The sequence below is a fragment of the Ruegeria sp. AG1 genome (assembly GCF_056541705.1).
In genome coordinates this window covers 62,365-88,964 of record NZ_JBQFYU010000014.1, presented here as the reverse complement: position 1 = coordinate 88,964, position 26,600 = coordinate 62,365, and the positions used below count along the sequence as shown (strand labels likewise).

Genomic DNA, 26,600 nt, shown 5'->3' with positions numbered 1-26,600 from the left:
CGGGTTTTGTGAGCGGGGGCAAGCTGTGTGGATTGACGCAGGCCGGGAATTGGGGTGAAACGGCCGGACAAAGAACAAGAGATAGTTGAGCAGGGGTATTTCCAGATGTTGGCGTTCGAGATTTTCATGCATTCGATCAAGATGGTTTTGCGGAACCTGAAACAGGCGATTCAGATCGCGCTGATCCCCGCATTGATCGGCGGTCTGGTCATAATCGCATTCAGCCTTCTATTTGGTATTTCGTTCGAAGATATCTCGACCGAACCAAACGGTCTGCCGGATGCAGCATCGCCGGGCGCGGTCACAGCTTTCCTGTTCTGCGTGGTGGCATCCCTATTTGCGATCATGGTTTGGATTGTCGTGTCCTGGCATCGCTTTGTCCTGCTCGAAGAGTACCCGGCCGGTTTTCTGCCCGCGTTCAGATCGGATCGAATGCTCGCTTACATTGGGCGGATGGTGATGCTGGCCTTGCTGGGTGTGGTCGTCCTGATCCCGGCGATGCTGGTCATCGGATTTTTGACGCAGGCCTCGGCCGCGATGGGCATATTGGCGTGGCTTCTGGTTGTTGTGGGTCTTTCCGTGGCCTTTTACCGGGTGTCTCCGATCATGCCTGCCGCAGCAATAGGCGAACCGTTGAAACTGTCGAACGCGTGGCGGGCAACTGACGGAGCGAACGGCACCATAGTGGCGCTGGTTGTGTTGCTGGTATTGTTCCAGATGGTGCTTCAGCTTCTGTTCGCAGCGCTTCTGATCATCCCAGTGATTGGCGCTTTGGTGGTGGTTTTCGCCAGCATGCTGATCGTGCCCTTAGTCAATGTCAGCATCCTGACAACGTTCTATGGCGTCTTCATCGAAAAACGCGCGCTGTCGTAATTCGTACACACATGTATTCCTTGCCCTTTTGCTTAGGATAAGCCACTGAAACCGGCATGAGCGATTTCATGACCCGTGCCCGCGCTGCCGAACAGGCGATGCGCTCTGTGTTTCCGGCAACGCCTTTGCAGCGGAATGCCCATCTGTCTGACCGCTACGGTGCTGATATCTGGCTCAAGCGAGAGGACCTCAGCCCGGTTCGTTCCTACAAGATTCGAGGCGCCTTCAATGCCATGCGCAAGCAGCAGGGGCAGGATCTATTCGTCTGTGCCAGCGCCGGCAACCACGCGCAGGGCGTGGCCTTCATGTGCAAGCATCTGGATGTGAAGGGGGTGATCTTCATGCCGGTCACCACGCCTCAGCAGAAGATCCAGAAGACCCGTATCTTCGGCGGCGACAATATCGAGGTTCACCTCAGCGGAGACTATTTCGACGATACGCTTGCCGCAGCACAAGTGTGGTGCGCAAAAGAAGGCGGGCATTTCCTGTCGCCGTTCGATGATGAGGATGTGATCGAAGGTCAGGCTTCGCTTGCGGTCGAGATCGAGGAACAGCTGGGCCGCGTGCCTGATCATGTCATCTTGCCGGTCGGCGGCGGCGGTATGTCGTCGGGCGTGGCAACTTGGTTCGGGGATAGGACCCACTGTTTGTTTGTCGAACCCAAAGGTGGGGCCTGTCTGCACGCGGCAATGGCTGCAGGGCATCCGGTTGCCTTGGATCACGTAGATAATTTCGTCGATGGCGCGGCGGTCGGCAAGATCGGTGCCAAGCCGTTTGAGCTGTTGAAAGACCGTCACTTATCGGATGTGCTGGTCCTGTCCGAGGATCGCATCTGCACCACAATGATCGAGATGCTTAATGTGGAAGGCATCGTGCTGGAGCCCGCTGGCGCATTGGCGATTGAGGCGGTTGCTGATGTGCAAAGCTTTATCCGTGGCAAAACGGTTGTTTGTGTCACCTCTGGCGGCAATTTCGATTTTGAGCGTCTGCCCGAGGTCAAGGAGCGCGCGCAGCGCTATTCCGGGGTCAAGAAATACTTCATCTTGCGCCTGCCGCAGCGCCCCGGCGCGTTGAAAGAGTTCTTGAACATCCTCGGACCCGAAGACGATATCGCCCGGTTCGAATACATGAAGAAATCGGCGCGCAATTTCGGCTCGGTCCTGATCGGAATCGAGACCCGTAAGCCCGAGAACTTCGCCCGCCTCTTTGCGCACCTAGATGAGGCCGGGTTCACCTATACCGACATCACCGAGGATGAGACGCTGGCACAGTTTGTGATCTAGCGCAGATTGTCTTTAAGTTCGGCTTGAAACACTGATTTCGACGCAGCAAACACGGCGAGGATTTCGGATAGATCGACTTTTGCCGCCTCACCTGAGGCGGCCAGCCTTTCGCCATCCTGACAGAGCTTCGAGAACACCTCGAACCCAAGGCTTAAGGCGCTGCCTTTCAGGAAATGCAGGTTCTGTTCAAGATCCTGACGCGCGGTGTCTGCGTGCAGGCGGGCGGTGACCTCTTGCACCTCATCCAGAAAAATCTCGACAACCTCATTGAACTCATCAGCGCCAACCTCGTCGCGTAGCTGTCGAACTCGGGGCCAGTGGATCATGGGTGGTGTCCTGCATCGGAATTGAATGGATCCGTGGTAGCCCGGCTTGAGTAAATGTCGGGTTAAGCGTCGTCCTCTATTGGCCTTCACCCGATGTTAAGCCCCAGACGCGTAGGGTCGCACCATCCCGATAAAAGGAAGCGTGTGGGGTTGCAGAGTGCCAGCGGCAAGTCTTGAAGAAACCAGATCCGATCTGGACTTCGGTGCAATCCGGAGGGTGCTGGTGGTAGATGACAGCCGCCTGCAACGGCGCATTCTGGTGGCCTCGCTCAAGAAATGGGGTTTTGAGGTTCTTGAGGCCGACAATGGCGAGGCGGCGATAGAAATCTGTACCGAAGCCGCGCCGGACCTTGTTCTCAGCGATTGGGTCATGCCGGGGATGAGCGGGCTTGAGTTCTGCCGCGCTTTCCGTGCGCTTGAGGCGGAGCACTACAGCTATTTCATCCTGCTCACCTCAAAAAGCGAAAAGCAGGAGGTTGCGCGGGGTCTGGACGCGGGCGCGGATGACTTCCTGATCAAACCGCTTGAGGCGGATGAGTTGCGAGCGCGTATCTCGGCCGGTGCGCGTATTCTGGATATGCAGCGCGAGTTGTCGCAGAAGAACCGACTGATCGAATCCGCCCTGCAAGAGTTGAAACTGGCGCATGAGGCCATCGACAAGGACCTGATCCAAGCCCGCAAGATACAGGAATCGCTGGTGCCTGACCTCACGCAAGAGTTCGGTAAATCGCGCGTCAGTCTGTTGTTGAAACCCTGTGGGCATATCGGAGGCGATCTGGTAGGGATGTTCTCACCCGGTCCTAACCGCCTTGGGTTCTACAGTATTGATGTATCCGGGCACGGCATCACCTCGGCCATGATGACCGCGCGGTTGGGCGGCTATCTGTCCAGCAAGCATTTCGAACAGAACGTCGCAATGGAAAAGCGGTTTGACAAATTCTACGCGTTGCTCCCCCCGGAGGAAGTCGCGGGGATGCTGAATTCCCGATTGCTGGCGGATGCCGGGATCGAAGAATATTTTACTATGGTCTATGCCATTGTAGATCTGCGCAACGGGCATATCAGGATGGTTCAGGCCGGGCATCCACATCCGTTGATGCTGCGACGCGATGGCACGACCGAGTTTCTGGGCGAAGGTGGGCTACCCATCGGGTTGATCCCGGATGTGAAGTTTCAGCAGATTGAGACGAAGATGGAGCCGGGGGACCGTTTGTTACTGCATTCAGACGGGTTCACGGAATGCGCTTTGGCTGAAGGCGGAATGCTGGATGACGACGGCTTGCGGGACATGGCGTTCGACTGTGCCGCGGGTCGCTGTGGGCCTGAGTTTTTGGACGATCTGTTCTGGCGCCTGACACAGGTGATGTCACCTGAAAGCGGTATGGGCGACGATGTCTCGGCCGTGTTCTTCGAATATAATGGGGCCTAAAGCGTTTTGGATTTTACCTGAATCATCAAGTGAAACAAATGTCCCGAAAACGCTGAAAGCGTGGCAGGGTATTCGCGTCGCAGGCTAAACCCGAAACGATCTAAAGCCCGCGAAGATGCAGCATCGCGAAATGGCGATCGCCATCGTTGCCCAGCGTTTCAACCGCGTCGGCGGTATGCATCCAGAGCGCTTCGTGGAACGGTTCGCTCGGTGGCCCCAGTCGCCGTACCGGGCGCGCGTGATAGATCAGGCAGACCTTCTCGGCCCAGAGGTCATATTCCGGCATATAGGTAAATCGCCGGAACGCGCCGACACGACGGGGTGCCGCGATCAGCCAGCCCGTTTCCTCAAACACTTCGCGGTGCAGAGCGGTTGCGGGTGATTCGCCCGGATCTATTCCGCCGCCGGGCAATTGCAGATCCGGCCCCGGTTCGGTCTGGCAGGTCAGAAGAAGGTGCCCTGAGCGGGGCAGCAACGCGTAGACTCCGACCCGCCGGGTGTACTTGCGCCCGGGTTCGGGGCTTTCGCCGAACCGTCTGATCATGTATGGCCCCTTACAACCCAATCTCTGCGACCTATATGGTGCCGGTATGCCAACCCTTGGCGTGTAAGGAAACCCCATGTCTCTTGGAACAAAAATCGCGTGGGACGATACCGTCCTGCCCTTTCAACTCGATGTATCGGACATGCGCGGGCGTGTGGCCCGTCTGGATGGCGTGCTGGACGGCATCCTGAAACAGCATGACTATCCTGAAAAGGTTGAGGCCCTCGTGGCCGAGATGGCACTGCTGACCGCGTTGATCGGCCAGACTGTCTCGCTTCGCTGGAAGCTGTCGTTGCAGGTGCAGTCCAAGGGTCCGGTGCGTATGATTGCCACCGACTACTACGCACCACAGAACGAGGGTGAGCCAGCCCGCATCCGCGCTTACGCCAGTTTCGACCGCGATCGTCTGACCGATGGCGCGCCCTTCGATCAGGTGGGCGAGGGCTATTTCGCGATCATGATCGACCAGGGCGAAGGCACGCAGCCTTATCAGGGCATCACTCCGCTGGCCGGAGGCTCGATAAGTGCTTGTGCCGAAGCCTATTTTGCGCAGTCCGAGCAGTTGCCGACCCGGTTCTCGCTGAGCTTCGGCAAATCGACCGAGCCGGGTGTGGGCGAGCATTGGCGCGCAGGCGGCATCATGCTGCAGCATATGCCCAAAGCTTCGCCTTTTGCGGCGTCCAGCGAAGGCACCGGAGAGATCCTGACCGCCACTGATCTGGTCGATGGCGAAGAAGGTGAGAATTGGGGCCGCGTCAATATCCTGCTGGATACAGTCGAGGATCTTGAGCTGATCGGCCCCTCAATTGCGCCAACCGATCTGCTGGTGCGTCTGTTCCACGAGGAAAACCCGCGGGTCTATGACGCGCAGCAGGTACAGTTTGGTTGTACCTGCTCGGAAGAGCGTGTGCGCCAAAGCCTGTCGATCTATTCGGCCAAGGACATCGAAAAGATGACCACGCCCGAAGGTCAGGTCACGGCCGATTGTCAGTTCTGCGGTGCGCACTACGTGCTGGATCCTGCCACCGTGGGGTTTGACGCCGAAAACAGCAAAAGTGTCTGAGTTAGAGACACAACTCCGGACGGCTTTGGGTCGTCCGGGCCATGGGTCCAGTGATTTTGACCTGAACCCAGACACCGTGCTGCCGCCGGGGCGCAAATTGCGACCGGCGGGGGTGCTGGTGCCGATCACCGTCGCGGACGGGATACCGCGCCTGATCCTGACCAAACGCTCCTCGGCATTGAAACATCACCCCGGCCAGATCGCCTTTCCCGGCGGCAAGCAGGATGAAGGTGACGCGGATGTCACCGCCGCTGCCCTGCGCGAGGCGCGGGAAGAGGTCGGTCTGCCCACTGACCTGCCCGAGGTTGTAGGCTTTCTACCCACGCATGAAACCGTCACTTCCTTCTCGGTCACCCCGGTGGTGGCGATCATCCGGCAGGGCTTCGACCCGGTGCCCGAACCCGGCGAAGTCGACGAAATCTTCTCGGTTCCTCTTGCACATGTGCTGAACCCTGCGAATTATGTGATCGAGTCGCGTCGTTGGCAGGGGAAAAGACGGAAGTATTTCGCCGTGCCCTATGGCCCTTATTACATATGGGGCGCGACCGCCCGCATATTGCGCGGGCTTGCAGCACGGGTGAGTGAATGAAGCAAATCGGCGCGGCTTGGGTTTCGGACCCTGCGACACAAAAGGTATGCGCGGCCCTCACGGATGGCGGTGCGCAAGCGCTGTTTGTGGGGGGATGTGTGCGCAACGCGCTTTTGGGCGCGCCGGTGTCGGACATTGATATCGCAACGGATGCGCATCCCAAAAGGGTGCTGGAGCTGGCGCAGAGCGCGGGGCTCAAGGCGATTCCTACTGGGATTGATCACGGAACGATAACTGTGGTCTGCAATCACATCCCGCATGAGATCACCACCTTTCGCCGTGACGTGGAAACCGATGGCCGCCGCGCGGTCGTGGCCTTCTCGGACAAGGTGGAAGAGGATGCAGCCCGGCGCGATTTTACAATGAACGCGATCTACGCAAAGCCAGATGGTGCCGTCTTAGACCCGCTTTTGGGCCTGCCGGACCTTCAGGCGCGCCGCGTTCGGTTCATCGGGACCGCAGAAAACCGAATCCGCGAAGACTATCTGCGGTCCCTGCGCTATTTCCGGTTTCATGCCTGGTACGGAGATGTCGAGGCCGGGTTCGATCCTGATGCTCTGGCCGCGATTGCAGCGAACCTGGACGGTTTGTCCAACTTGTCGCGGGAACGTGTCGGGACCGAGTTGCTGAAGCTTTTGGGTGCGCCCGATCCAGCCCCTTCCGTTGCCGCAATGCGCAGCACGGGAGTATTGGCGCAGCTTCTGCCGGGCGCGGACGATCGCGCCTTGGCGCCTTTGGTTGCCATAGAGCAGGCCGCGGGTACCGAACCGGACGCGGTGCGCAGACTTGCAGCCATCGCCACTCCCGAGGATGCTGCGACCCTGCGCCTGAGCCGCAACCAGTTACAGCGTCTGACCCGGATGCGGGAGGAGGCGCAGGCCTCGACCAGTGTGGCCGAACTGGGCTACCGCTATGGCGACGAGGGGGGCTTGCACGAAACACTGTTGCGATGTGCGTTTCTGGAGCGCCCGTGGTCCGAGGATCTGCGCGCGGCGCTGCATTCAGGGGCCGCCGCGCAGTTCCCGATCAAGGCGACGGATCTAATTCCCAGCTTCTCTGGCCCTGCGCTGGGCAGGAAACTGGCCGATCTTGAGGCAAGCTGGATCGCGTCCGGCTTCACCCTGACGCGCGAGGATTTGCTGGCAGGGTAGCACGAAGTCTCAAAAGGGGATGACAAATCAGAACGTTTGTGCTTACGTGCGGCTGTCACATGGATGGAGGACTGCGAATGTATTACGGGATCTGGTTCGGCTAAAGCCGGGACGCTTACCCCGTATAGGGTGGTGTTCAGGCGCCATTCTTCTTCGCATGTCTAATTTTCTGCTCAATCGGAGCACTCCTCTATGTTTCGCTATTTCGAAAACCTCGTTGACCCTTTTGGCCCCTATAAAGAAGCCGACGCGCCACCAACCAAGCTGTGGCCGTTCATGCTGGACTACTCGCGCCCGTTCTATCGGGTGTTTGCCTGGGCGGCGCTGATATCGATCATCGTTGCCGGGGTTGAGATCGGGTTGATCGCCTATATGGGTCGCGTGGTCGATCTACTGGGTGGAACTCCGGCCGAAGTCTGGCATAACCACGGGACTGAGCTGTTGCTGATGGCTGCGTTTGTCCTACTGCTGCGTCCGTTGCTGCATTTGATCGACGTGCTGCTGCTCAACAACACGATCCTACCGAATTTTGGCACGCTGATCCGCTGGCGGGCGCATAAACATGTTTTGCGCCAGTCGGTTGGCTGGTTCGAGAATGACTTTGCCGGGCGGATTGCCAACCGGATCATGCAGACCCCTCCTGCTGCCGGCGAGGTGGTGTTCCAGGTCTTTGACGCGATCTCGTTCTCGTTGGCCTATCTGATTGGCGCTGCCATTCTGTTGTATGCTGCAGACCCACGATTGCTGATCCCGCTGCTGATCTGGTTTGCGCTTTATGCGCTGTTGGTGCGCTGGACGATCCAGCGCGTTGGCCCGGCATCCAAGGCGGCGTCCGATGCGCGTTCCACCGTGACGGGGCGTGTGGTGGACAGCTACACCAATATCCACTCGGTCAAGATGTTTGCCCATGGTCGGCAAGAGATGGACTATGCCCGCGAGGCCATCGAAGAGACGCGCCGCACATTCCAGATCGAAATGCGGATCTTCACCATCATGGACGCGGTTCTGGTCACTCTGAACGGCCTGCTGATCGTGGGCGTCGTGGGATGGGCGATTTCCCTGTGGATGCAGGGCACGGCCTCGGTTGGTGTCGTTGCGGCGGCGACTGCTTTGACCCTGCGCCTGAACGCGATGACGGGGTGGATCATGTGGGCGCTGACCAGCTTCTTCCGCCAGCTTGGAATCGTCGCTGAGGGGATGGAAACCATCGCCCAGCCCATCGACCTGCTGGATGCACCTACGGCGAAGCCTTTGCAGCTGAGCAAGGGGAAGATCGAAATCAACGATCTGTCGCACCACTATGGCCGCGAGGCCGGAGGTTTGGACCACATCAACCTGACCATTCAACCGGGTGAGAAGATTGGTCTGATCGGGCGCTCCGGGGCCGGAAAATCGACCCTAGTAAAGCTTCTTTTGCGATTCTATGACGTTGAGCGAGGGGCAATTCTGATCGACGATCAGCACATTGCGCAGGTCACGCAGGACAGTTTGCGCAGCCGTATCGGCATGGTCCAGCAGGACAGCGCTTTGCTGCACCGGTCGGTGCGCGACAATATCCTCTATGGCCGTCCGGACGCGACCGAGGATCAGATGATCGCCGCCGCCAAACAGGCCGAAGCGCATGAGTTCATTCTCGACCTGCAGGACCCTCAGGGCAGAACCGGGTATGACGCGCATGTGGGTGAGCGTGGCGTGAAGCTATCAGGAGGTCAGCGGCAGCGGGTGACGCTTGCGCGAGTCATTCTGAAGGACGCGCCGATTTTGCTGTTGGATGAGGCGACATCCGCCCTAGATTCCGAGGTGGAAGCGTCCATTCAGGAAACCCTTTACGGCATGATGCAAGGAAAAACCGTGATTGCTATTGCCCACAGGCTCAGCACCATCGCTCAGATGGACCGTATTCTGGTGATGGATGCGGGCCGGATCGTGGAAGAGGGCGCGCATGCCGATCTTTTGGCGCAGGGTGGCCTTTACGCGCAGTTCTGGGCTCGGCAATCTGGCGGCTTCATGAATCCGGAGGCCGCTGAATGAGGGTTGCCGACCTCATCAACCCGTTCAAGAACATCGAGACGCCCCCACCACAAACGCTGGGGGCGTTCATTCGCTGGAGTCTGTCAGGCGCCTGGCCCATGCTGTTTGTCGCGGCGGCGTTCTCGGCGATCGCTGGCGCGATGGAGGCCGCCACCGCCTGGATTCTAGGCCGAGTCATCGACGTCGCGACCTCGGGCGGGCCCGAGCATTTTCTGACCGCTGAGAATATCTGGATGATTGTCGGCGCGGCAGCATTCTTCATGGTGATCCGCCCGATCCTGTTCGGCCTGTCCTCGGTGTCGAACAACTATATCGTCATGCCGAATATCCCGCCCTTGGTTCTGGCTAAGCTGAACCGTTGGACCTTGGGCCAGTCAGTCACGTATTTCGACGATGATTTTGCCGGTCGGATTGCCCAGAAGCAGATGCAAACCTCGAACGCGATGGCCTCGGTTGTCTCGGAAACGATCAGCGCGATTGTCTTTGCTTTGGCGTCTCTTGTTGGATCTTTGCTTTTGTTAGGGTCTATTCATCCTTTGGTGATGCTGCCCTTTGCCGGTTGGCTGGTGGTCTATTTCATGCTGGTCCGCTGGTATCTTCCCCGCATTCGCAAACGCTCGGCCGCGCGGGCGGGCGCGCGGGCCATGGTGTCGGGGCAGGTGGTGGATACGATCACCAATATCAAAACCGTCAAGCTGTTTGCCCACTCCGCATTTGAAGACCAGACAGCGCGAAACGCGATGGTTGACCTGCGCGAAAGGTCTCTGGATTTCGGCAAACTCTCTGCCGCGTTCCGGTTCATCCTCATGGTTCTGGCAGGGGTCCTGCCAGTGATGCTACTGGGTGCAACGCTTTGGCTTTGGCAACTAGGGATGGCTACGGCCGGAGATATTGTGGCGGCGGGAGCAGTTGCGATCCGTATTTCCCAAATGACGGGCTGGGTCAGCTTTACGCTGATGGGTCTCTACGCCAATGTTGGCGAGATCGAAAACGGCATGAAAACGCTGGCCAAGCGGGATCGGGTTGAAGATGCCGCAGCAGCCAAGGACTTGGTTGTGTCTCTGGGCAGCATCGCTTTTGAGGCGGTCAGCTTTGCCTATGGTCGGGATATTGGCGGGGTTTCTGATCTGAACCTGACGATCGCACCGGGCGAAAAGCTGGGCATCGTTGGGGCGTCAGGTGCGGGCAAATCCACCCTCGTTTCGCTGTTGTTGCGGCTCTATGACGGGGAAAAAGGCGCGATTTCGATTGACGGGCAGGATGTGTCGCAAGTAACCCAAGACAGCCTGCGCCGTCAGATCGGGATGGTCACGCAAGAAACCGCCATGTTCAACCGTTCAGCGCGTGAGAATATTCTGTATGGCCGCCCCGATGCGTCCGAGGCCGAGATGATCGAGGCCGCCGAGAAAGCTGAAGCGCATGAGTTCATCCTGAGCCTCGAAGACGCGCAGGGCCGGAAAGGCTACGACGCGCACTTGGGTGAGCGAGGCGTGAAACTCAGCGGTGGACAACGGCAGCGGATCGCCCTGGCCCGTGCCATTCTTAAGGACGCGCCTATCCTTGTGCTGGACGAGGCGACCTCGGCGCTAGATTCCGAGGTCGAGGCCTCGATCCAGACTGCGCTGCATCGGGTGATGGAGGGTAAAACCGTGCTTGCCATCGCGCATCGCCTGTCGACCCTCAGCGAGATGGACCGGATCGTCGTGCTGGATCAGGGGCGGATCGTTGAAGCCGGCACGCATGAGGCGCTTTTGGACCAGGGCGGGCTGTATGCGCGGTTCTGGCATCGCCAGTCGGGTGGTTTCATTCAGGCCGAGGCTGCAGAATAAGGGTTTTGTTGCAGGCGAAGCCCGGCTATCAGGCCCCCATGACGCAGCAATTCACCATCAACCGCCTTGGTCATCAAGGCGACGGTATCGCAGACGGCCCTGTCTATATTCCCCGGACTTTGCCGGGCGAAGTGGTCAGCGGAACTTTGGTCGGCCAGCTACTGGAAGACATGCGGGTGGAAACCCCTTCAGATCAACGGGTTAAAGCCCCGTGCCGCCACTACAAAGCCTGCGGAGGCTGCCAGTTGCAGCACGCCTCGGACGCGTTTGTGGCGGATTGGAAGGTGGAAATCGTGCGCACAGCACTGTCAGCACAGGGCCTTGAGGCCCCGATGCGACCGATCCACACCTCACCCGAGCGGTCTCGTCGGCGGGCAACGATTGCCGTGCGGCGGACGAAGAAAGGCACGCTGGCCGGATTTCACGGTCGCGCGTCCGATACGATCACCGAAATCCCAGATTGCCATCTCCTGGACCCGGCCCTGATCGCCGCGATCCCGGTCGCCGAGGCGCTGGCGCTGCTGGGTGGCAGCCGCAAAGGTGTACTGGCGGTTACGCTGACCCTGTCCGAGGGCGGTCTGGATATCGCGGTGTCAGGCGGCAAGCCCCTGGACGGCCCGCTGGAGCTTGCCTTGGCACAAGCGACCGAGAAACACGGGCTGGCGCGCCTCAGCTGGGATGGTGAGGTGATCGCGATGCGGCAACCGCCTGTCCAGCGTTTTGGAACCGCCGGGGTCATCCCGCCACCGGGGGCCTTTCTGCAGGCGACAAAGGACGGAGAACAGGCTCTAACACAGGCTGTTTTGGAAGCCACGCAAGGTGCAAAGCGGATTGTGGACTTGTTTGCTGGCAGTGGAACCTTCTCTCTACCGCTCGCGCACGAAGCTGAGGTTCACGCGGTCGAAGGTGAATCCGCTATGACGCAGGCACTTGATCAGGGATGGCGCAAGGCGACGGGGCTGAAACGCGTCACATGTGAGGCCCGTGATCTGTTCTGGCGCCCGCTGATGCCGGATGAGTTCAAGGACTTCGATGCCGTGGTCCTTGACCCGCCGCGTGCAGGGGCCGAAGCGCAGGTGGCGGAACTGGCGCAGGCGCAGCCGCCGGTGATCGCCTATGTCTCGTGCAACCCCATTACCTTTGCGCGGGATGCAAAAACGCTGGTTGACGCAGGCTACACCCTTGAATGGGTGCAGGTCGTTGACCAATTTCGGTGGTCATCCCATACGGAACTGGCCGCGCGGTTTGTGCTGAACCCCGCACGTTAAGGAGACAGCAACCCATGGCGTTCAAACAGCGCTTGCAGAGCATCATCGAAGCCCCCCTCTTCGGGCAGTTCATCACGGCTGTGATCATTTTCAACGCAATTCTGCTGGGGATGGAGACCTCACCCACGCTGATGGATGCGGCGGGGCCACTGATCGTCATTCTCGATAAGCTATGCCTTGCGGTTTTCGTGGTCGAGATCGCGATGAAGCTCATCGTCTCAGGTCGCAACTTCTTCAAGAGTGGTTGGAATCTATTCGATTTCACGATCGTCGGCATCGCTCTGGTCCCAAGCGCGGGCGGTTTGTCGGTGCTGCGGGCCCTGCGAATCCTGCGGGTCTTGCGCGTGATCTCGGTTGCACCGCGCCTGCGCCGCGTGGTCGAGGGCTTTATCTCGGCCCTTCCGGGCATGGCCAGCGTGTTCCTGCTGATGGCGATCCTGTTTTATATTGGCGCGGTGATATCGACCAAGCTGTTCTCTTATTCCTTCCCGGCTTGGTTTGGGGATCTGGGCCTGTCAGCCTATACGCTGTTCCAGATCATGACGCTGGAAAGCTGGTCCATGGGCATCGTGCGCCCGGTGATGGAGGTTTACCCCTACGCCTGGCTGTTCTTTGTGCCTTTCATCATGGTCACCACCTTCGCGGTTGTGAACTTGCTGGTCGGTCTGATCGTGAATTCGATGCAGGATGCGCACCACGCCGAGGACGAAGTGAAGACCGATGCCTACCGAGATGAGGTGCTAGAGCGGTTGGAAGCAATAGAACGCCGTCTAATTGAGCAATCAAACATCAAAAAGTGATTTCAGTTTTTTCAGTTTTTGGCATAATACCCAAAAAAAAGCAGCAGGCAGTGAATCATGGATCGTCGAGCATTTGGATTGGGTGCAATGGCAACGCTGAGCCTTTCGGCTTGTGCCTCAGCCGGCCCCAGATTTCTGACATATGATGGACCCGAGGTGACCTCGCTGGTCGTCAACAAGAGCGCGCGCAAGATGTACCTTTTGCATCATGAGCATGTTTTGCGGGAATATGATGTTGATCTGGGCTTTGCGCCCAATGGCACCAAAACCAAGCGTGGTGATGGTCGGACCCCCGAGGGGAGCTATCTGATCGACCGACGCAACCCGAGAAGCCGCTATCATCTGTCTTTGGGCATTTCCTATCCCAACTCACAGGATGTAGCTCAGGCCAAGGCGGCGGGCGTTGATCCGGGTGGTGATATCTTTATCCACGGTCAGCCCAATCTGCGCTCTGAGTTGAAGCGCGCCAAGAAGACCCCGGACTGGACCGCCGGATGCATCGCCGTCAAGAATAACGAGATCGAAGAGATCTATGCGATGGTCAACCAAGGTACGCTGATCACCTTGCGCCCCTAACGCCAGGCATCAAACCCGAATTTCACATAGTCGCGCTGGTAGGCTTTTGCTGCCAGCGCCTCGAGTTGTGAGTCGTAGATCTTTTCCAATCCGTACGGCGTATCCGCGGTGCGACTTTCTGGCGTAGGCGGGTTTGTATGCCCCATACTTATGGCGAGATCGGGCAGAGCAGTCTGCAGGTCATCCTCTCGTAGGATCAGATCGGGCAGGGCGATGGGCGTCATGGCCTCAATCACCTTTGACTGGCTGCACCACATCGCATCGACCCGGATCGGGGTTTGGCCCTTTAAATTGTGATGCAGAAAGGTCAGGAAAGCCGCAAACGCCGCATGGTGCTGATCCTTCGAGTAGTTCTTTTCACGCAACTGTCCGGGGATCGGCAGTTTGAACCGATTGCGCAGCATGTGGCGGATATCGGCATAGTCGTCATGGTCCTTGGCCAGAACATAGTCGCAAAACGCAGTATGTGCGCGGGCGATCGGATGTTGCAGAACGGTGAATTTGCGGTGCCCGGGGTGGGTTTGCATCCAGCTTGCGACCGCGTCGGGGATGTCGTGCAATGCGCCCTTGTCGCACCCATCCAACCGGGTCAGCCACTGGGTAACAACAGGCTCTAACCCGCCAGGAACAGGTAAAAATACCAGTGGTGTTGTTGGGGCCGCGATGAGCTTTTGCAGCTTTGGCGCGCGTCGTGGTTCCAGATCTGGCGTGCGGTGCAGGGCGAAACGGTCCATCCCTGACACTGCACGCGCCATCTCGTCCGGGTTGGTCACTTTGGTCACGGCGGCTGACGGGTTCTGCGGCTTGAGCGTATCGTCCAGCGCATCCAACCGCCCATCGACTCCCAGCCACTTGGCGAGACCGTTCAAAACCTCAAGATCGCTCAGGTCATCATAGTTGATGTAAAAGGCGGTCTGGCCCGATCTTTGCAGGTGGTTAAGCAGAGACGTCTGGAAAGAGGCGAGGGTGTCGACGTAGTCCGAGAACTCAGCCGCGTCGAATGCGACTGTTTCCTCCAAACGACGCTTGATGTTCTTCAACTGCCATTGCTTGGTTTTTCGGACGATCTTCAGCGACAGATAGCTGTCCAGCGGATTGCGACTGAGGATGATCTTGGCGCAGAGCGGGTCGTTCAGGACCTCAGGCAGGACGCGCGGGTCGTGTTCCTGAAAATACCGAAACCCGTGCAACCCGTCCGGGGCTGCGCGTATGGCTGACAGAAGCCTGCCCGGATCTTTGTCCCTTTCGTCTAGTGTTAGACCCAGAATTTGGTCGGATTTCACCCGACCGATGAAATGCGGATTGAAGGCCTCGCCATGGCAGGTGAGGCCGTCGATCCGGTTCAGGTTGGCCTCTAGCAGGTTTGATCCGGTGCGCATCGCACCCAGGATCACGAACGATTCAAAGAGACTGGCCATCGGGGATCACTGCACCAGATAAGGTTTGCGGAAAGGCTTGGTGCGGGTTCCAAACACATCATCGACGGGGAAATCGCCCATCAGTTGCGGATGCATGCCCTGGTTTTTGAGGTTCTGAAGGAACTGCCCAAAGCCCGCCAGATCGACCATCAGCGGGGCCTCGGTCAGGTGGCGGGCCGTCTGCGGTGCGATCTCGTCCAGAATGGTTTGCAGAGGCTCCATCGGAGCCTCAATGAAATCTGCCAGTGTCCAGCTCCGTACACGCGCTTTTGTCCAAACCGAGCTCAGCACTTCAAGCTGTTTGCTCTCGATCTGTTGCAAACGGGCGGCTTCGCAACGGATATCGGCGAAGTTCATGTTTGACCGGAACAGCGGGATTGCCCACGCCCCGGTAATCACCGAGATCTGCGCGTTCTTGTCCCGCGCCAGAAACCAGTTGATGTCCTGCGTGTCTCGCGGGCCGAACTGGAAACACTGGCGCTGACCGCGTGTGTTCCAGATCAGGTTCGACAGGAACGCCTTGGGGTTATAGTCGCGCAACGTGGCACTGTCGCTGAGTGCGCCATTGGTGACCGTCTCACCCTGCGCGAATTCGGCGCGGTTCGGGGCAAAGAGGTGCCCGTGAACCCGCGTGTTGGTCGCTGTTTCCAGCCAGGTTTCGAACTCTTCAAACAGGTCCGAGAAGCCCTGAAACACCGAATAACCCGCAGCTGTCAGACCGTTCTCGCTGCCGTGGCGGGGAAAGCGGCTTTGCATATAGAGGCCATCGCGCCCATGAGTGCGCCGCTCGACCGCTTTAGAAAAGACACGGTCGATCTTGCCCGGGTTAGGCTCGGCCGGCCGCATCGCGCTGGACTGGTCGGTCAGGAAAGAGTGATAAAGTCTCTCGGCACGGGGCCAGATTTTACGGGCAACAAAGCAGTCCGACCGGCGCAGCAGTTGCAGATGATCATCGTAAAAGATGTGGGGCCGCCCCTGGTAGTCGAATTTCGACAGGGTCAGTGACCGGCTTTCGATATGCGTGGAATAGAGGCGCGCGAGGGTCTGAAAATAGCTTTCATCCGGTATCCAGACATGGCGGAAATAGCGGTCATAGACCTTACGCCTGGGGTCTTGCAAAATGGCCGAGAGGGTCTGCCGCGTCAGGCACCACCATTGGCTGCCCATATGCGGAGTCAAACCGTCTGGGATGCTGCGGCGCATGCCGGTCGCCCGTTGCAGTTTTACATAGGCGTCAAACAGTTTGCGCTGATTGCGCCAGGAAAACGGGAACCGCAGGGTAAAGCGTTCATGGTCCAGCCCACCGATCGTCCAGCTGACATCGGCGGTAGTAGCACTTTCGATGAAATCGACGCGGGGACGGTCGGACAGGTAGTCGATCAGCTCTTGCACCGGGCGCAGAGGCAGACACGCGCCGGACGATAGGAAGACATGCCGCACGTCCGGGAAGCTCTCCAGCATCTGCTCGGATGCGGATTGTGAGGCAGCGACGATACCCCAACGGCCCCAATCGCACGTATGACGCTCCGAGAAACCGATTAGGGGGTTGTCCGCGCAGGAGGCGACAAAGTTTGAATACGTCTTTTCGGCGATCTTGCCGTCCGCGTGAATCACAACAGGGCAGCCCGCGGCGGTCCAATGGCGGGCAACCTGCTCCGCCCGGTCCAGGGCGGTATGCACCAGCATGACGATGCCAAGCGAACTCATGCCCAGTTTCCTTTCGACATGAGGCCCAGAATCTCAAGCTGCCGCCAGTTGATATATTGCTCCGACCAATCGCAGCGGAAAATGGGCTGCTGCTCTAGCTGTTTGGCGTAAGCCTTGTACTCACCGGACCCGCGATAGTGCTGATTGCGCTGCATCTCTTCGCGTGCCTTGTCGCCTAGGGTGTTGATCAGCTTGGCATGCAACAGCGCGCCACTGGTCTTTTCCCCACCCCATTCGTCATAAACTTGGTTCAAACCCCTCGGCAGCAGCGAATGGGTTGAGCTGATATAGACATAGCGCCGATCCCACTTCACTAAGGGTATCTTGTTCAGCGCCGGGGCCTTCGAGGGGTTGTCCTGAAAGAAAACACGGGCCCTTGGGCCACCCTGAATCCACAGGTTCTTATATTCGGGGTTCTTGGAAATCATGTAATTCCCGGCATCGAACCAACGCGCGATTTCAAACGGGTCCTCACCCTCGTGATAGGGTTCGTCGTCTACAGGACCTTCGGGATACATGTCGATCAGCATGGTGCCGAAACTGCGCACCGCACAGCTGTCCAGCCAGTCGGTCAGCGCGCTGATCGGGCGGGTGTCGCAGAACGGATAGATAAAGAACTCATCAGGATCGACGGTCAGAACCCAATGCCCATGCGCATATTTGCGCAGCAGATAGTTGGACCAGTCCAGCCCGAAACCCGCTTTCTTGTAGCTGGTTTTCGTCTGCCAGACCGAGACATCGGGCTGCGTGCGCAGAAACTCGAGGCTGCCGTCATCGCTGTAATTGTCGACAAACAGAAAATGGTTCACGCCCAGCTTGCGGTAGTAGTCCAGAAAGAAGGGCAGGCGGATCTTCTCGTTGCGAACAACGCTCATCAGTAACACATCGTCCGGGCGGATGGCGGCGGTATTGGTGCTGATGGGCTTCAGCTCACGCCGGCTTTTGACGCAGCGAACGATACGGCGCTTGCGCCGCAACCTCATGCGATAAGACTCCAAAAGGCCCACGCGACTGCCCAACCCTTGTTATTGACGCGAGCTTCCCCGGATTGATTGCTGAGTGTCCAACACCCGGGTTTTGCTGACTATGCCATTTTTTCATCTTGAGGGGCAATGCATTTACAACAGGTTAGTAACCCTGGCCCTGCTGATCCGACCAGCCCGCTGCATTCATCAGCCCCAGCTGCTGTAGTTTTAGCCAGCCGGTATATGCCTCGGACTGGTCGGTCCACATATCCGGCTGCGCGATGATCCCATCATAGTATGTCTGGAATTGGTCGGGATCATGAAAATGCTGGCGGCGCTGTTTCTCGATTTGCGACTTTGTGGTGATCTCGGGCAAAAACTTCGTGTGCAAAAGCACCCCGGAAGGCTTGTCTCCATTTGGCCCATCATAGAGCGCATTAAGGCGACGTGGCAGCGCGGAATGGGTCGAGTTTACATAGGCATAGCGACGGGACCATTTAATCAGTGGGATCTTGTTCAAAGTCGGTGAACGCTGGCGTGTATTGGCGAAAAACACCCGCTCGCGCGCGCCGCCCTGGACCCATAGATTGCCCATCGGGGTCTGCCGCTGCACGCGGTAGGGGCCGGCGTCGAACCAATTCAGGGTCTCGGTCGGGTCACTTTCCGGGCCGTGGGTTTGCGACCCCAGCGGACCTTTCGGGTAGAGATCCAGCATCAAGGCACCGAACCCTTTACGGCCTTGCGCCTCCAGCCAACGGGTCAGGTCTTCCAAAGGTCGGGTGTCGTGATGCGAATAAATCAGCAATTCATCCGCGTCGACTGTCAGGCACCAATGGCCGTGGCCATACCGGATTTGCAGCGAGGTCAGCCAATCCAGCCCAAAGCGCGCCGCGCGGTAGCTGGCCTGAGTGTGCCAGAGCGATACGTCAGATTGCTGCGCCAGAAACTCGGTCGATCCGTCGTCGCTGCCATTGTCCACGATCAGAAAATGGTCGACGCCCAAGGCGCGGTAGTGCCGGAAAAACCACGGTAGACGTTCCAACTCGTTGCGCAGGGTGACGAAGGCCAGAATATCTCCGCGCTGGATATCCAAGGTTCTGTTCTGCAAACAGGCCAACTGGTGCCGACTGCGCCAGGATTGCCACAGCAGCCTGTGTCGTTTCCAACGCAGCCGGTATTTCTGGGCCGGGCTGATGCGGGGAAGCTGGGCGCTGACGGGGGTCAAAGGCGGCTCATTTCTCGTAGGTGACGGTTTGATGCCAGCGCCACGCGTCGATGATCATCGTCTCTAACGTTGAGCGTTTTGCCCTCCAACCCAGCTCTCTGTCGGCGTGCACCGAGCCTGACACCAGCTTGGTGCAATCCCCTGCGTGGCGCGGCCCGACGAGCGCGGTTGGTAACGGTTTTGGACTGTTCGATGACCCCAAGAACCGAGAACTTCGACCCGTTGCCCAGATTGAACACACGGCTGCCATTACCCATTTGCATCCAGTTCAAGCCGAGAAAATGCGCATCGACTAGTTCGCAGACATGAACGTAGTCGCGGATGCTGGTTCCGTCTGGCGTGTCGTAGTCTGTGCCAAACAAGGTCAAGCCATCCCGTTTGCCATCAATCGCATCCAGCACCACATTATATCGATCGCCATAGGTTGCGCAGGTTGAGGAAAAAACGAAATCCAGACAGCCTGCGGCCACTGCGGCCTCGATCAGAGTCAGCGAGCCAGTCACATTGTTCGACCAATAGCGCGCGGGCTCTTTCATGGCCTCACGCACTTGGCTGAGGGCGGCGAAATGCATCACGGCCTGAGGTTGATACTTGGCAAAGACCTCGTCCAGGTTCGCGCGGTCATGCTGGCCGCCCTGTTCAGACGGGCCAAACTTGACCGCATCCGGCCAGCCGGTGAAAAGGTTTTCGTAGGTAACCGGCACAAAGCCCGCCTGTGGCAGCGCTTTGCAAGCATGAGAGCCGATGTAGCCGGCGCCACCCGTGACAAGGATCGTTTTTGTATCAGGTCCAGTGGTCATAGTTGGCTGCTTCTAAGCCAACTTGACAGGCTCGGTCAGGGGGAAAAGAGATCACTCCAGCCCCATATCTGCCATCATCGCTTCGATCTTGGGCACGTCCTGAGGGTTGTTCAGCTCCCAGAACTGACGGCCCTTGGCTTCGACCTCGACGCATAGAACCTTGCGGCCGTTCTCCATGAAACGCAGCTGTTCCAGACCTTCCAACTCCTCTAGCGGACCGGTGGGCCAGCTGGGATAGGCGGCCAACGCATCCGGGCGGTAGGCATAGACACCCACATGGTGAAACACAGGGGTTGGATCCGCGCCTGCATAGCTGTCGGAGGTGAAGGGCACCACCTCCTTTGAGAAATACATTGCGCTGTTATCGCTGGCAAAAACGGCGGTCGTGCCGCCGACGCGCCCGTGTTTGCGATCATTGAGCAGGCTGTTCAGCGCGTCTCCGTCGCAGCGCAGAACGGGTGTGGCGACACCGGCCTCGGGCGCGGCGCGCAGGCCCGAGATCAGGTCTTCAACAAACCAATGCGGCGTCAGCGGCGCGTCGCCTTGTAGGTTCACGATGATCTCATAGCCACCACCCAAAACCTCATGTGCCTCGGCACAGCGTTCGGTGCCATTCTGGCAGGTTTCCGAGGTAATCACGACCTCGGCCCCGAACCTTTCGGCGGCTTCCCGGATGCGGTCGTCATCTGTGGCGACAACGACCTTGTCCACGCCTGATACAGACTTGGCTGCCCGCCATGAGCGTTCGATCAGTGTCATGGCTTGGCCCGTCGCGCCGGTCAACGGCACCAAAGGCTTGCCCGGATAGCGGGATGAGGCATAGCGGGCGGGAATGGCGATCAGAACGGACATCAGGCTTCCTTTAACTCAACGCCCGGAGCGTAGGCGATGAAGAACGGGTTTGCATAGCCGTCCTTGCCATAAGTCAGCGGTGTGTGGTCGTCGAACCGGACCACCTGACCACCGGCCCCTGCCAGTACAGCGTGCCCGGCGGCGGTGTCCCACTCCATCGTGCGTCCGACCCGCGGGTAGAGATCCGCCTCGCCCGTTGCGACCAGACAGAACTTGAGGGACGAGCCCGCGCTCTTGCTGTCCTGCACCCGGTATTTGTTGATGTAATCCTCGGTTGCCTGATCCCGGTGCGACTTGGACGCGACGATCAAAAGGGCAGAATTGTCCGGATTAGAGACTGAAATCGGCGCGATCTCCCCCGCGTGAGCTGTGTCCAATGCGCCTGTTTCCTCGACAGATTGCCCATCGGCTTGGGTGTAGAACATTCGACCGCGCGCAGGGGCATAGACAACGCCGCGCGTGGGGGTGCCGTTTTCGACCAGAGCGATATTGACGGTGAAATCTCCTCGCCGATTGATGAATTCCTTGGTGCCATCCAGCGGATCAACGATCAGGAACGTATCGCCCTTCTCGGAATGCGAGGCGGCCTGTTCTTCGGTCACCAGCAGGATGTCGGGGAAGGCGGCGCGCAGCCCTTCTGAGATCAACGCATCGGCGGCCTCATCCGCCTCGGTCACGGGGCTTTCGTCGGACTTGACCTTCACATCGAACGTATCCGAGTTGTAGATCTCCATGATCTTGTCACCGGCTTCCAGTGCCAGACGTCGGATGACGGGGATAAGGGCGTCGTAGGTCACAAAAAAGCTCCGATTTGGTGGTTTGTTGATCGAATGTGGTGACGGCCTTATGATGTGCTGGTTACCGAACGGCAAGGTATTCGTGAAAGACTGAGGTCAACAGAGCAGGAAAGACCCGACACGTGTTCTATTTCAGGAATAACAAAACCCTGCTGGGTGGTGCCTTCACCACGGCCGAGCTGATTTTTCATGCGGTTGTACGTGATATCCGGACTCAGCATTCAAATGCTGTTGTCGCGATTGTGCGCAGTATCGTCCAGGTTCTTGTCATGGTTCTGGTGTTCTACCTGATCATGTCCTTCATGGGCACGCGGGTGGCCAGGGTGCGTGGCGACATTGTTCTGTACCTCTTGTCGGGCGTGTTCCTGTTCATGTTGCACATCAAGTCGGTAAAAAAGGTCGCGGGTGTCGGGGCGGGCAACAACCCGATGATGCTACACTCTCCAATGAACATGGTGATCACGATTGCGGCCACGGCGCTCGGGACACTCTATACCATGATGGTGACGATGTTCGTCATCCTGTTCCTCTACCATGCTGCGGTGAAACCCTTGGTGATTGAACAGCCAGGGCCTGCTTTCGCGATGGTTCTGTTATCGTGGTTCACCGGATGTGCGGTGGGGCTGGTTCTGATGGCGCTGCAACCTTGGTTTCCGATGACCGCGACCATTCTGACGACCGTGTACCGTCGGCTGCAAATGATCTTCTCTGGCAAGATGTTTCTGGCCAATGCGCTGGGCGGCTACATGTTGATGCTGTTCGCCTGGAACCCCCTGTTTCATTTGATCGACCAATGTCGCGGTTATGTGTTCCGCAATTATTACCCGCGCAATACAAGCTGGGAATATGCGGTCTGGGTTGGCGTCGCGCTGGTGATGATCGGTCTGTTGGGCGTTTTCTTTACCAAAAAACACGTCTCACAAAGCTGGGGTGCACGCCGCTAGAGCGCAACGCGCAGGGTTAGGTTGATCCGCCCGCCTTTGGGCAGCAGTTTGGATGATTTGAACCGGATGCGGTCCACACCGTGATAAGTCAACCGCGCAGGGCCGCCCATGATCACCACATCGCCTGAGTTCAGCCAAAGGGATTCCGTCTTGCCTCCACGTGTTGTGTTGCCGATGCGGAAGAGCGCGTCATCGCCGAGCGAGACCGACAACACAGGCCACGAGAAATCGGCCTCATCTTTGTCCTGATGCAGGCCCATCTTCGCGTCTTCGCCATAGTAGTTGATCAGGCAGCAATCCGGTGCGCGCTCTGGGCCCACCAGATCTTGCCAGATCGCAAGGACAAGTTCGGGGATCTTGGGCCAGTTCATGCCCCCGGGATGCTGGTCCTGATAGCGGTAGCCCGCCTTGTCCGTCACCCAGCCCAAATCTCCGGCAGACGTCATGCGCACCGACATTTCTTTGCCCGATGGTGTCATGGGGCGGAACAGGGGCGCGGATTTCAGAATCGGGCGCAGCGCATCAATCAGCCGGCTTTGGGCGGCGCTGTTCAGATAGCCCTTCCTGATCTCAAATCCCCGTAAAAGCAGCCGAGCCATGCCGGATTCCCCATTCCTTACCAAATCCTTGCCAAAAAAGGCCGCAGATTCCCGAAAACCTGCAATTCAGAATGCTTGCAGGCCTCTGGTCCGGCCCTTATATACGCCGAGACGCGCGATGGTGTAGTGCTGTCGCGCACATCAGATCGGGGACGGGATGCCATAACGGGTCCGGCCCTCGGGACATCGCCTTGAAGAGAAAGGGATTGAAAATATGGGAAAAGTAATCGGGATTGACCTCGGCACCACCAACTCGTGTGTTGCGATCATGGATGGCTCGCAGCCGAAGGTCATCGAAAACGCCGAAGGGGCGCGGACCACGCCCTCGATCGTCGCCTTCACCGAAGATGAGCGACTGGTCGGTCAGCCTGCAAAACGTCAGGCGGTCACCAACCCCGACAACACGATTTTTGGCGTCAAGCGTCTGATCGGTCGTCGTGTGGATGATGCCGAAGTCGAAAAAGACAAGAAAATGGTGCCGTACGCCATTGTGAATGGCGGCAACGGCGACGCGTGGGTTGAAGCCCGCGGTGAAAAGTACTCCCCAAGCCAAATCTCGGCCTTCACTCTGGGCAAGATGAAGGAAACCGCAGAAAGCTATCTGGGTGAGGAAGTCACGCAGGCGGTTATCACCGTTCCGGCATATTTCAACGATGCTCAGCGTCAGGCCACCAAAGACGCCGGTAAAATCGCCGGTCTGGAAGTTCTGCGCATCATCAACGAACCGACTGCGGCTGCTCTGGCCTATGGTCTGGATAAAGAAGAAACCCAAACCATCGCGGTCTATGACCTTGGTGGCGGTACCTTCGACGTGACCATTCTGGAAATCGACGACGGGTTGTTCGAGGTCAAATCGACCAACGGTGACACCTTCCTGGGTGGTGAAGACTTTGACATGCGCATCGTCAACTACCTGGCAGATGAGTTCAAAAAGGAACACGGTGTCGACCTGAGCCAGGACAAAATGGCCCTGCAGCGTCTGAAAGAAGCCGCTGAAAAAGCCAAGATCGAGCTGTCCTCGACCTCGCAGACCGAGATTAACCAGCCGTTCATTTCGATGGGTTCGAACGGCCAGCCGCTGCACATGGTCATGAAACTGACCCGTGCCAAGCTGGAATCGCTGGTTGGCGATCTGATCAAAAAGTCGATGAAGCCTTGCGCCGCTGCTCTGAAAGACGCCGGTCTGTCGGCTGCTGACGTGGACGAAGTTGTTCTGGTCGGTGGTATGACCCGGATGCCGAAAGTGATCGAAGAGGTCACCAAATTCTTCGGTAAAGAGCCCCACAAAGGTGTGAACCCGGACGAAGTCGTTGCCATGGGCGCCGCCATTCAGGCCGGTGTTCTGCAAGGCGACGTCAAAGACGTGGTTCTGCTGGACGTGACCCCGCTGTCGCTGGGCATCGAGACTCTGGGTGGCGTGTTCACCCGCCTGATCGACCGTAACACCACGATCCCGACCAAGAAGTCTCAGGTCTTCTCGACCGCCGAGGACAACCAGAACGCCGTAACCATCCGCGTGTTCCAGGGTGAGCGTGAAATGGCTGCGGACAACAAGATCCTGGGTCAGTTCAACCTCGAAGACATCCCGCCGGCACCGCGCGGTATGCCTCAGATCGAGGTGACTTTTGACATCGACGCCAACGGTATTGTCTCGGTTTCGGCCAAAGACAAAGGTACCGGCAAAGAGCAAAAGATTACCATCCAGGCCTCGGGCGGTCTGTCCGATGAGGACATCGAAAAGATGGTCAAGGACGCCGAAGAGAACGCTGAAGCCGACAAGGAACGCCGCGAGCTGGTCGACGCCAAGAACCAGGCGGAAAGCCTCATCCACTCGACCGAGAAGTCGATGGAAGAGCACTCCGACAAGGTCGATCCGACCACGATCGAAGCGATCGAGCTGGCAATTGCCGCGCTGAAGGACGAACTGGAAACCGAGAACGCCGACAAGATCAAGTCTGGCATCCAGAACGTCACCGAAGCTGCCATGAAGCTGGGCGAAGCCATCTACAAGGCGCAAGCCGAAGAGGGCGAGGAAGAGCCTGCAGCAGCAGATGCGGGTCCTGCGGATGATGACATTGTCGACGCCGAGTTCGAAGATCTGGACGACGACAAGCGTAAGTAACCGGTAACCGGGCCAATCTGGGCCGGTCCGCTTGCCGGGCCGGCCCGATTACGTTGAGGCAGAAGGGAAAACTGATGTCAAAACGCGACTACTATGATGTGCTTGGTGTAACCAAGGGCGCATCTGCGGATGAGATCAAAAAAGGTTTTCGCAAGAAAGCCAAGGAGTTGCATCCCGACCGCAACAAAGACAACCCGGATGCCGAGGCGCAGTTCAAAGAAGCGAACGAAGCCTATGACGTGCTGCGTGATGCCGACAAAAAAGCTGCGTACGACCGCTTTGGTCACGCCGCTTTTGAAAACGGCATGGGCGGCGGTGGCCGTCCTGGCGGCGGCTTTGGGCAGGGTGACTTCTCCAGCGCGTTCTCGGATGTGTTCGACGATCTGTTTGGCGATTTCATGGGCGGCCAACGTGGTGGCGGCGGCGGACGTCGCGCGGCACGCGGATCTGACCTGCGCTACAACCTGCGTGTAACGCTGGAAGAGGCCTTCTCGGGCCTGCAGAAAACCATCAACGTTCCCGCTGCCGTGGCTTGTTCGGCCTGTGACGGATCGGGCGCTGAGGGTGGTGTTGAACCTACAACATGTCCGACTTGCTCTGGCATGGGTAAGGTTCGGGCTCAGCAGGGCTTTTTCACGGTTGAACGCACCTGCCCGACCTGTTCGGGCTTGGGGCAGATCATCAAAAACCCCTGTAAATCCTGCAATGGCGCGGGTCGTGTGGAAAAAGAACGCGCGCTGTCGGTCAATATCCCCGCCGGTGTTGAGACCGGTACACGCATCCGCCTGGCGGGTGAGGGTGAAGCCGGTATGCGCGGCGGCCCTCCGGGTGACCTCTATATCTTTGTTGAGGTCTCGGACCACAAACTGTTCGAACGCGACAGCGTGAACCTCTATTGCCGCGTGCCTGTCAGCATGGCCAAAGCCGCGCTGGGCGGGTCCATCGAGGTGCCGACCATTGATGGCGGGCGCGGACGGGTGCAGATCCCGGCGGGCAGCCAGTCGGGTCGCCAAATGCGCCTGCGCGGAAAGGGCATGCCTGCTTTGCGGGGTGGTGGCATCGGTGACATGTTCATCGAACTGGCTGTGGAAACTCCGGTCAACCTCACCTCACGCCAGAAAGAACTTTTGCGTGAGTTTGATGATTTGGGTGAGGATAACCATCCAGAATCAAAAAGCTTTTTCTCATCCGTGAAGTCCTTCTGGGATGGGATGAAAAGCTAAGTTCAGGCCGCCCTAACTGGGGCGGCCTTTTTCGATCGAGGCTCTGATCCCGCCGCCCCACACGTCTCTGTCGCCGGGTGGCTCGGCCTTCCAAAGGATGTGATCCTTCATTCATCTGTCGCAAATAGCTTCGGAGCGCCGGGCAGGTTCCCGCAAACTCCACCGTTCCTCTGGCCTTAATTTATT

General features: G+C 58.3%; 23 protein-coding genes and 1 pseudogene. 14 read left to right on the top strand and 10 right to left on the bottom strand.

Annotation, left to right across the window (positions count from 1 at the left end):
• The first annotated feature begins 54 nt into the window (after positions 1-54).
• Both ACR0B5_RS19735 and ilvA read left to right on the top strand, forming a co-directional pair.
• Positions 55-873 (top strand): hypothetical protein, encoded by an 819-nt coding sequence (locus ACR0B5_RS19735; RefSeq protein WP_480542802.1) that lies wholly within the window; start codon positions 55-57, stop codon positions 871-873.
• Between the two features lie 56 nt (positions 874-929).
• Positions 930-2,156 (top strand): threonine ammonia-lyase IlvA, encoded by a 1,227-nt coding sequence (gene ilvA / locus ACR0B5_RS19730; protein ID WP_480542800.1) that lies wholly within the window; start codon positions 930-932, stop codon positions 2,154-2,156.
• Here the strand turns inward: ilvA and ACR0B5_RS19725 are convergent.
• Positions 2,153-2,482 (bottom strand): Hpt domain-containing protein, encoded by a 330-nt coding sequence (locus tag ACR0B5_RS19725; protein ID WP_480542798.1) that lies wholly within the window; start codon positions 2,480-2,482, stop codon positions 2,153-2,155. The two genes, ilvA and ACR0B5_RS19725, sit on opposite strands and share 4 nt — an antisense overlap.
• Positions 2,483-2,699: 217 nt before the next feature.
• Here ACR0B5_RS19725 and ACR0B5_RS19720 point away from each other — a divergent pair, with 217 nt between their 5' ends.
• Positions 2,700-3,911, top strand: a complete 1,212-nt coding sequence (locus ACR0B5_RS19720; protein ID WP_480542892.1) for a PP2C family protein-serine/threonine phosphatase — start codon at positions 2,700-2,702, stop codon at positions 3,909-3,911.
• 100 nt (positions 3,912-4,011) lie between these two features.
• On the opposite strand, the gene ACR0B5_RS19715 is transcribed toward ACR0B5_RS19720, so the two are convergent.
• Positions 4,012-4,455: an NUDIX hydrolase gene (locus ACR0B5_RS19715; RefSeq protein ID WP_170491759.1), complete on the bottom strand. Its 444-nt coding sequence runs from the start codon at positions 4,453-4,455 to the stop codon at positions 4,012-4,014.
• 76 nt (positions 4,456-4,531) lie between these two features.
• Here ACR0B5_RS19715 and hslO point away from each other — a divergent pair, with 76 nt between their 5' ends.
• From hslO to ACR0B5_RS19675, 8 genes are all read left to right on the top strand, one after another.
• Complete coding sequence (gene hslO / locus ACR0B5_RS19710; protein WP_480542796.1) at positions 4,532-5,518, top strand: Hsp33 family molecular chaperone HslO; 987 nt, start codon at positions 4,532-4,534, stop codon at positions 5,516-5,518.
• A complete protein-coding gene (locus tag ACR0B5_RS19705; RefSeq protein WP_480542794.1) occupies positions 5,511-6,107 on the top strand; it encodes a CoA pyrophosphatase in 597 nt (198 codons plus the stop codon). The genes hslO and ACR0B5_RS19705 overlap by 8 nt, the downstream gene beginning before the upstream one ends.
• Positions 6,104-7,258 (top strand): CCA tRNA nucleotidyltransferase, encoded by a 1,155-nt coding sequence (locus ACR0B5_RS19700; RefSeq protein WP_480542792.1) that lies wholly within the window; start codon positions 6,104-6,106, stop codon positions 7,256-7,258. Before ACR0B5_RS19705 ends, ACR0B5_RS19700 begins: the two co-directional genes overlap by 4 nt.
• A gap of 192 nt (positions 7,259-7,450) precedes the next feature.
• A complete protein-coding gene (locus tag ACR0B5_RS19695; RefSeq protein ID WP_480542790.1) occupies positions 7,451-9,289 on the top strand; it encodes an ABC transporter ATP-binding protein in 1,839 nt (612 codons plus the stop codon).
• A complete protein-coding gene (locus ACR0B5_RS19690; RefSeq protein WP_480542788.1) occupies positions 9,286-11,118 on the top strand; it encodes an ABC transporter ATP-binding protein in 1,833 nt (610 codons plus the stop codon). Before ACR0B5_RS19695 ends, ACR0B5_RS19690 begins: the two co-directional genes overlap by 4 nt.
• A 38-nt stretch (positions 11,119-11,156) precedes the next feature.
• On the top strand, positions 11,157-12,386 hold the full coding sequence (locus ACR0B5_RS19685; protein WP_480542786.1) for a class I SAM-dependent RNA methyltransferase: 1,230 nt from the start codon (positions 11,157-11,159) through the stop codon (positions 12,384-12,386).
• A 14-nt stretch (positions 12,387-12,400) separates the two neighbouring features.
• Positions 12,401-13,186, top strand: coding sequence for an ion transporter (locus ACR0B5_RS19680; RefSeq protein ID WP_170550765.1), 786 nt, complete (start codon positions 12,401-12,403; stop codon positions 13,184-13,186).
• A gap of 57 nt (positions 13,187-13,243) precedes the next feature.
• Positions 13,244-13,762 carry a L,D-transpeptidase family protein gene (locus ACR0B5_RS19675; protein ID WP_170643438.1) on the top strand — a complete coding sequence of 173 codons (519 nt, stop codon included), beginning with the start codon at positions 13,244-13,246 and terminating at the stop codon, positions 13,760-13,762.
• Here the strand turns inward: ACR0B5_RS19675 and ACR0B5_RS19670 are convergent.
• The 7 genes and pseudogenes from ACR0B5_RS19670 to cysQ all read right to left on the bottom strand — a co-directional run bounded on the left by ACR0B5_RS19670 (position 13,759) and on the right by cysQ (position 21,526).
• Complete coding sequence (locus tag ACR0B5_RS19670; protein WP_170643439.1) at positions 13,759-15,180, bottom strand: nodulation protein NodH; 1,422 nt, start codon at positions 15,178-15,180, stop codon at positions 13,759-13,761. The two genes, ACR0B5_RS19675 and ACR0B5_RS19670, sit on opposite strands and share 4 nt — an antisense overlap.
• A 6-nt stretch (positions 15,181-15,186) precedes the next feature.
• The gene (locus ACR0B5_RS19665) at positions 15,187-16,887 is read right to left on the bottom strand and encodes a DUF5927 domain-containing protein (RefSeq protein ID WP_480542784.1); all 1,701 of its coding nucleotides are present in this window, start codon (positions 16,885-16,887) and stop codon (positions 15,187-15,189) included.
• Positions 16,884-17,870, bottom strand: a complete 987-nt coding sequence (locus ACR0B5_RS19660; RefSeq protein WP_480542782.1) for a glycosyltransferase family 2 protein — start codon at positions 17,868-17,870, stop codon at positions 16,884-16,886. The genes ACR0B5_RS19665 and ACR0B5_RS19660 overlap by 4 nt, the downstream gene beginning before the upstream one ends.
• A 145-nt stretch (positions 17,871-18,015) precedes the next feature.
• The gene (locus ACR0B5_RS19655; RefSeq protein WP_480542780.1) at positions 18,016-19,077 is read right to left on the bottom strand and encodes a glycosyltransferase family 2 protein; all 1,062 of its coding nucleotides are present in this window, start codon (positions 19,075-19,077) and stop codon (positions 18,016-18,018) included.
• Between the two features lie 7 nt (positions 19,078-19,084).
• Positions 19,085-19,877, bottom strand: a pseudogene (locus ACR0B5_RS19650) (NAD-dependent epimerase/dehydratase family protein).
• Between the two features lie 51 nt (positions 19,878-19,928).
• On the bottom strand, positions 19,929-20,729 hold the full coding sequence (locus ACR0B5_RS19645) for a 3-deoxy-manno-octulosonate cytidylyltransferase family protein (protein WP_480542778.1): 801 nt from the start codon (positions 20,727-20,729) through the stop codon (positions 19,929-19,931).
• On the bottom strand, positions 20,729-21,526 hold the full coding sequence (gene cysQ / locus ACR0B5_RS19640) for a 3'(2'),5'-bisphosphate nucleotidase CysQ (protein ID WP_480542776.1): 798 nt from the start codon (positions 21,524-21,526) through the stop codon (positions 20,729-20,731). Before cysQ ends, ACR0B5_RS19645 begins: the two co-directional genes overlap by 1 nt.
• Positions 21,527-21,648: 122 nt before the next feature.
• Between cysQ and ACR0B5_RS19635 the strand changes: the two genes are divergently transcribed.
• Positions 21,649-22,470 carry an ABC transporter permease gene (locus ACR0B5_RS19635; RefSeq protein WP_480542774.1) on the top strand — a complete coding sequence of 274 codons (822 nt, stop codon included), beginning with the start codon at positions 21,649-21,651 and terminating at the stop codon, positions 22,468-22,470.
• On the opposite strand, the gene ACR0B5_RS19630 is transcribed toward ACR0B5_RS19635, so the two are convergent.
• Complete coding sequence (locus tag ACR0B5_RS19630) at positions 22,467-23,069, bottom strand: alpha-ketoglutarate-dependent dioxygenase AlkB family protein (protein WP_480542772.1); 603 nt, start codon at positions 23,067-23,069, stop codon at positions 22,467-22,469. The genes ACR0B5_RS19635 and ACR0B5_RS19630 overlap by 4 nt on opposite strands.
• 214 nt (positions 23,070-23,283) lie before the next feature.
• Between ACR0B5_RS19630 and dnaK the strand changes: the two genes are divergently transcribed.
• On the top strand, positions 23,284-25,191 hold the full coding sequence (dnaK, locus tag ACR0B5_RS19625) for a molecular chaperone DnaK (protein WP_480542770.1): 1,908 nt from the start codon (positions 23,284-23,286) through the stop codon (positions 25,189-25,191).
• Positions 25,192-25,265: 74 nt separating this feature from the next.
• A complete protein-coding gene (dnaJ, locus tag ACR0B5_RS19620) occupies positions 25,266-26,414 on the top strand; it encodes a molecular chaperone DnaJ (RefSeq protein WP_170380244.1) in 1,149 nt (382 codons plus the stop codon).
• The last annotated feature ends 186 nt before the right edge of the window (positions 26,415-26,600 follow it).

What these genes read in the sequence shown, in the direction of transcription:
- ilvA (WP_480542800.1), top strand. Translation starts at nt 930, where the DNA reads ATGAGCGATTTCATGACCCGTGCCCGCGCTGCCGAACAGGCGATGCGC.
- ACR0B5_RS19725 (WP_480542798.1), bottom strand. Translation starts at nt 2,482, where the DNA reads ATGATCCACTGGCCCCGAGTTCGACAGCTACGCGACGAGGTTGGCGCT.
- ACR0B5_RS19715 (WP_170491759.1), bottom strand. Translation starts at nt 4,455, where the DNA reads ATGATCAGACGGTTCGGCGAAAGCCCCGAACCCGGGCGCAAGTACACC.
- hslO (WP_480542796.1), top strand. Translation starts at nt 4,532, where the DNA reads ATGTCTCTTGGAACAAAAATCGCGTGGGACGATACCGTCCTGCCCTTT.
- ACR0B5_RS19700 (WP_480542792.1), top strand. Translation starts at nt 6,104, where the DNA reads ATGAAGCAAATCGGCGCGGCTTGGGTTTCGGACCCTGCGACACAAAAG.
- ACR0B5_RS19695 (WP_480542790.1), top strand. Translation starts at nt 7,451, where the DNA reads ATGTTTCGCTATTTCGAAAACCTCGTTGACCCTTTTGGCCCCTATAAA.
- ACR0B5_RS19690 (WP_480542788.1), top strand. Translation starts at nt 9,286, where the DNA reads ATGAGGGTTGCCGACCTCATCAACCCGTTCAAGAACATCGAGACGCCC.
- ACR0B5_RS19685 (WP_480542786.1), top strand. Translation starts at nt 11,157, where the DNA reads ATGACGCAGCAATTCACCATCAACCGCCTTGGTCATCAAGGCGACGGT.
- ACR0B5_RS19680 (WP_170550765.1), top strand. Translation starts at nt 12,401, where the DNA reads ATGGCGTTCAAACAGCGCTTGCAGAGCATCATCGAAGCCCCCCTCTTC.
- ACR0B5_RS19675 (WP_170643438.1), top strand. Translation starts at nt 13,244, where the DNA reads ATGGATCGTCGAGCATTTGGATTGGGTGCAATGGCAACGCTGAGCCTT.
- ACR0B5_RS19670 (WP_170643439.1), bottom strand. Translation starts at nt 15,180, where the DNA reads ATGGCCAGTCTCTTTGAATCGTTCGTGATCCTGGGTGCGATGCGCACC.
- ACR0B5_RS19665 (WP_480542784.1), bottom strand. Translation starts at nt 16,887, where the DNA reads ATGAGTTCGCTTGGCATCGTCATGCTGGTGCATACCGCCCTGGACCGG.
- ACR0B5_RS19660 (WP_480542782.1), bottom strand. Translation starts at nt 17,870, where the DNA reads ATGAGGTTGCGGCGCAAGCGCCGTATCGTTCGCTGCGTCAAAAGCCGG.
- ACR0B5_RS19645 (WP_480542778.1), bottom strand. Translation starts at nt 20,729, where the DNA reads ATGTCCGTTCTGATCGCCATTCCCGCCCGCTATGCCTCATCCCGCTAT.
- ACR0B5_RS19630 (WP_480542772.1), bottom strand. Translation starts at nt 23,069, where the DNA reads ATGGCTCGGCTGCTTTTACGGGGATTTGAGATCAGGAAGGGCTATCTG.
- dnaK (WP_480542770.1), top strand. Translation starts at nt 23,284, where the DNA reads ATGGGAAAAGTAATCGGGATTGACCTCGGCACCACCAACTCGTGTGTT.
- dnaJ (WP_170380244.1), top strand. Translation starts at nt 25,266, where the DNA reads ATGTCAAAACGCGACTACTATGATGTGCTTGGTGTAACCAAGGGCGCA.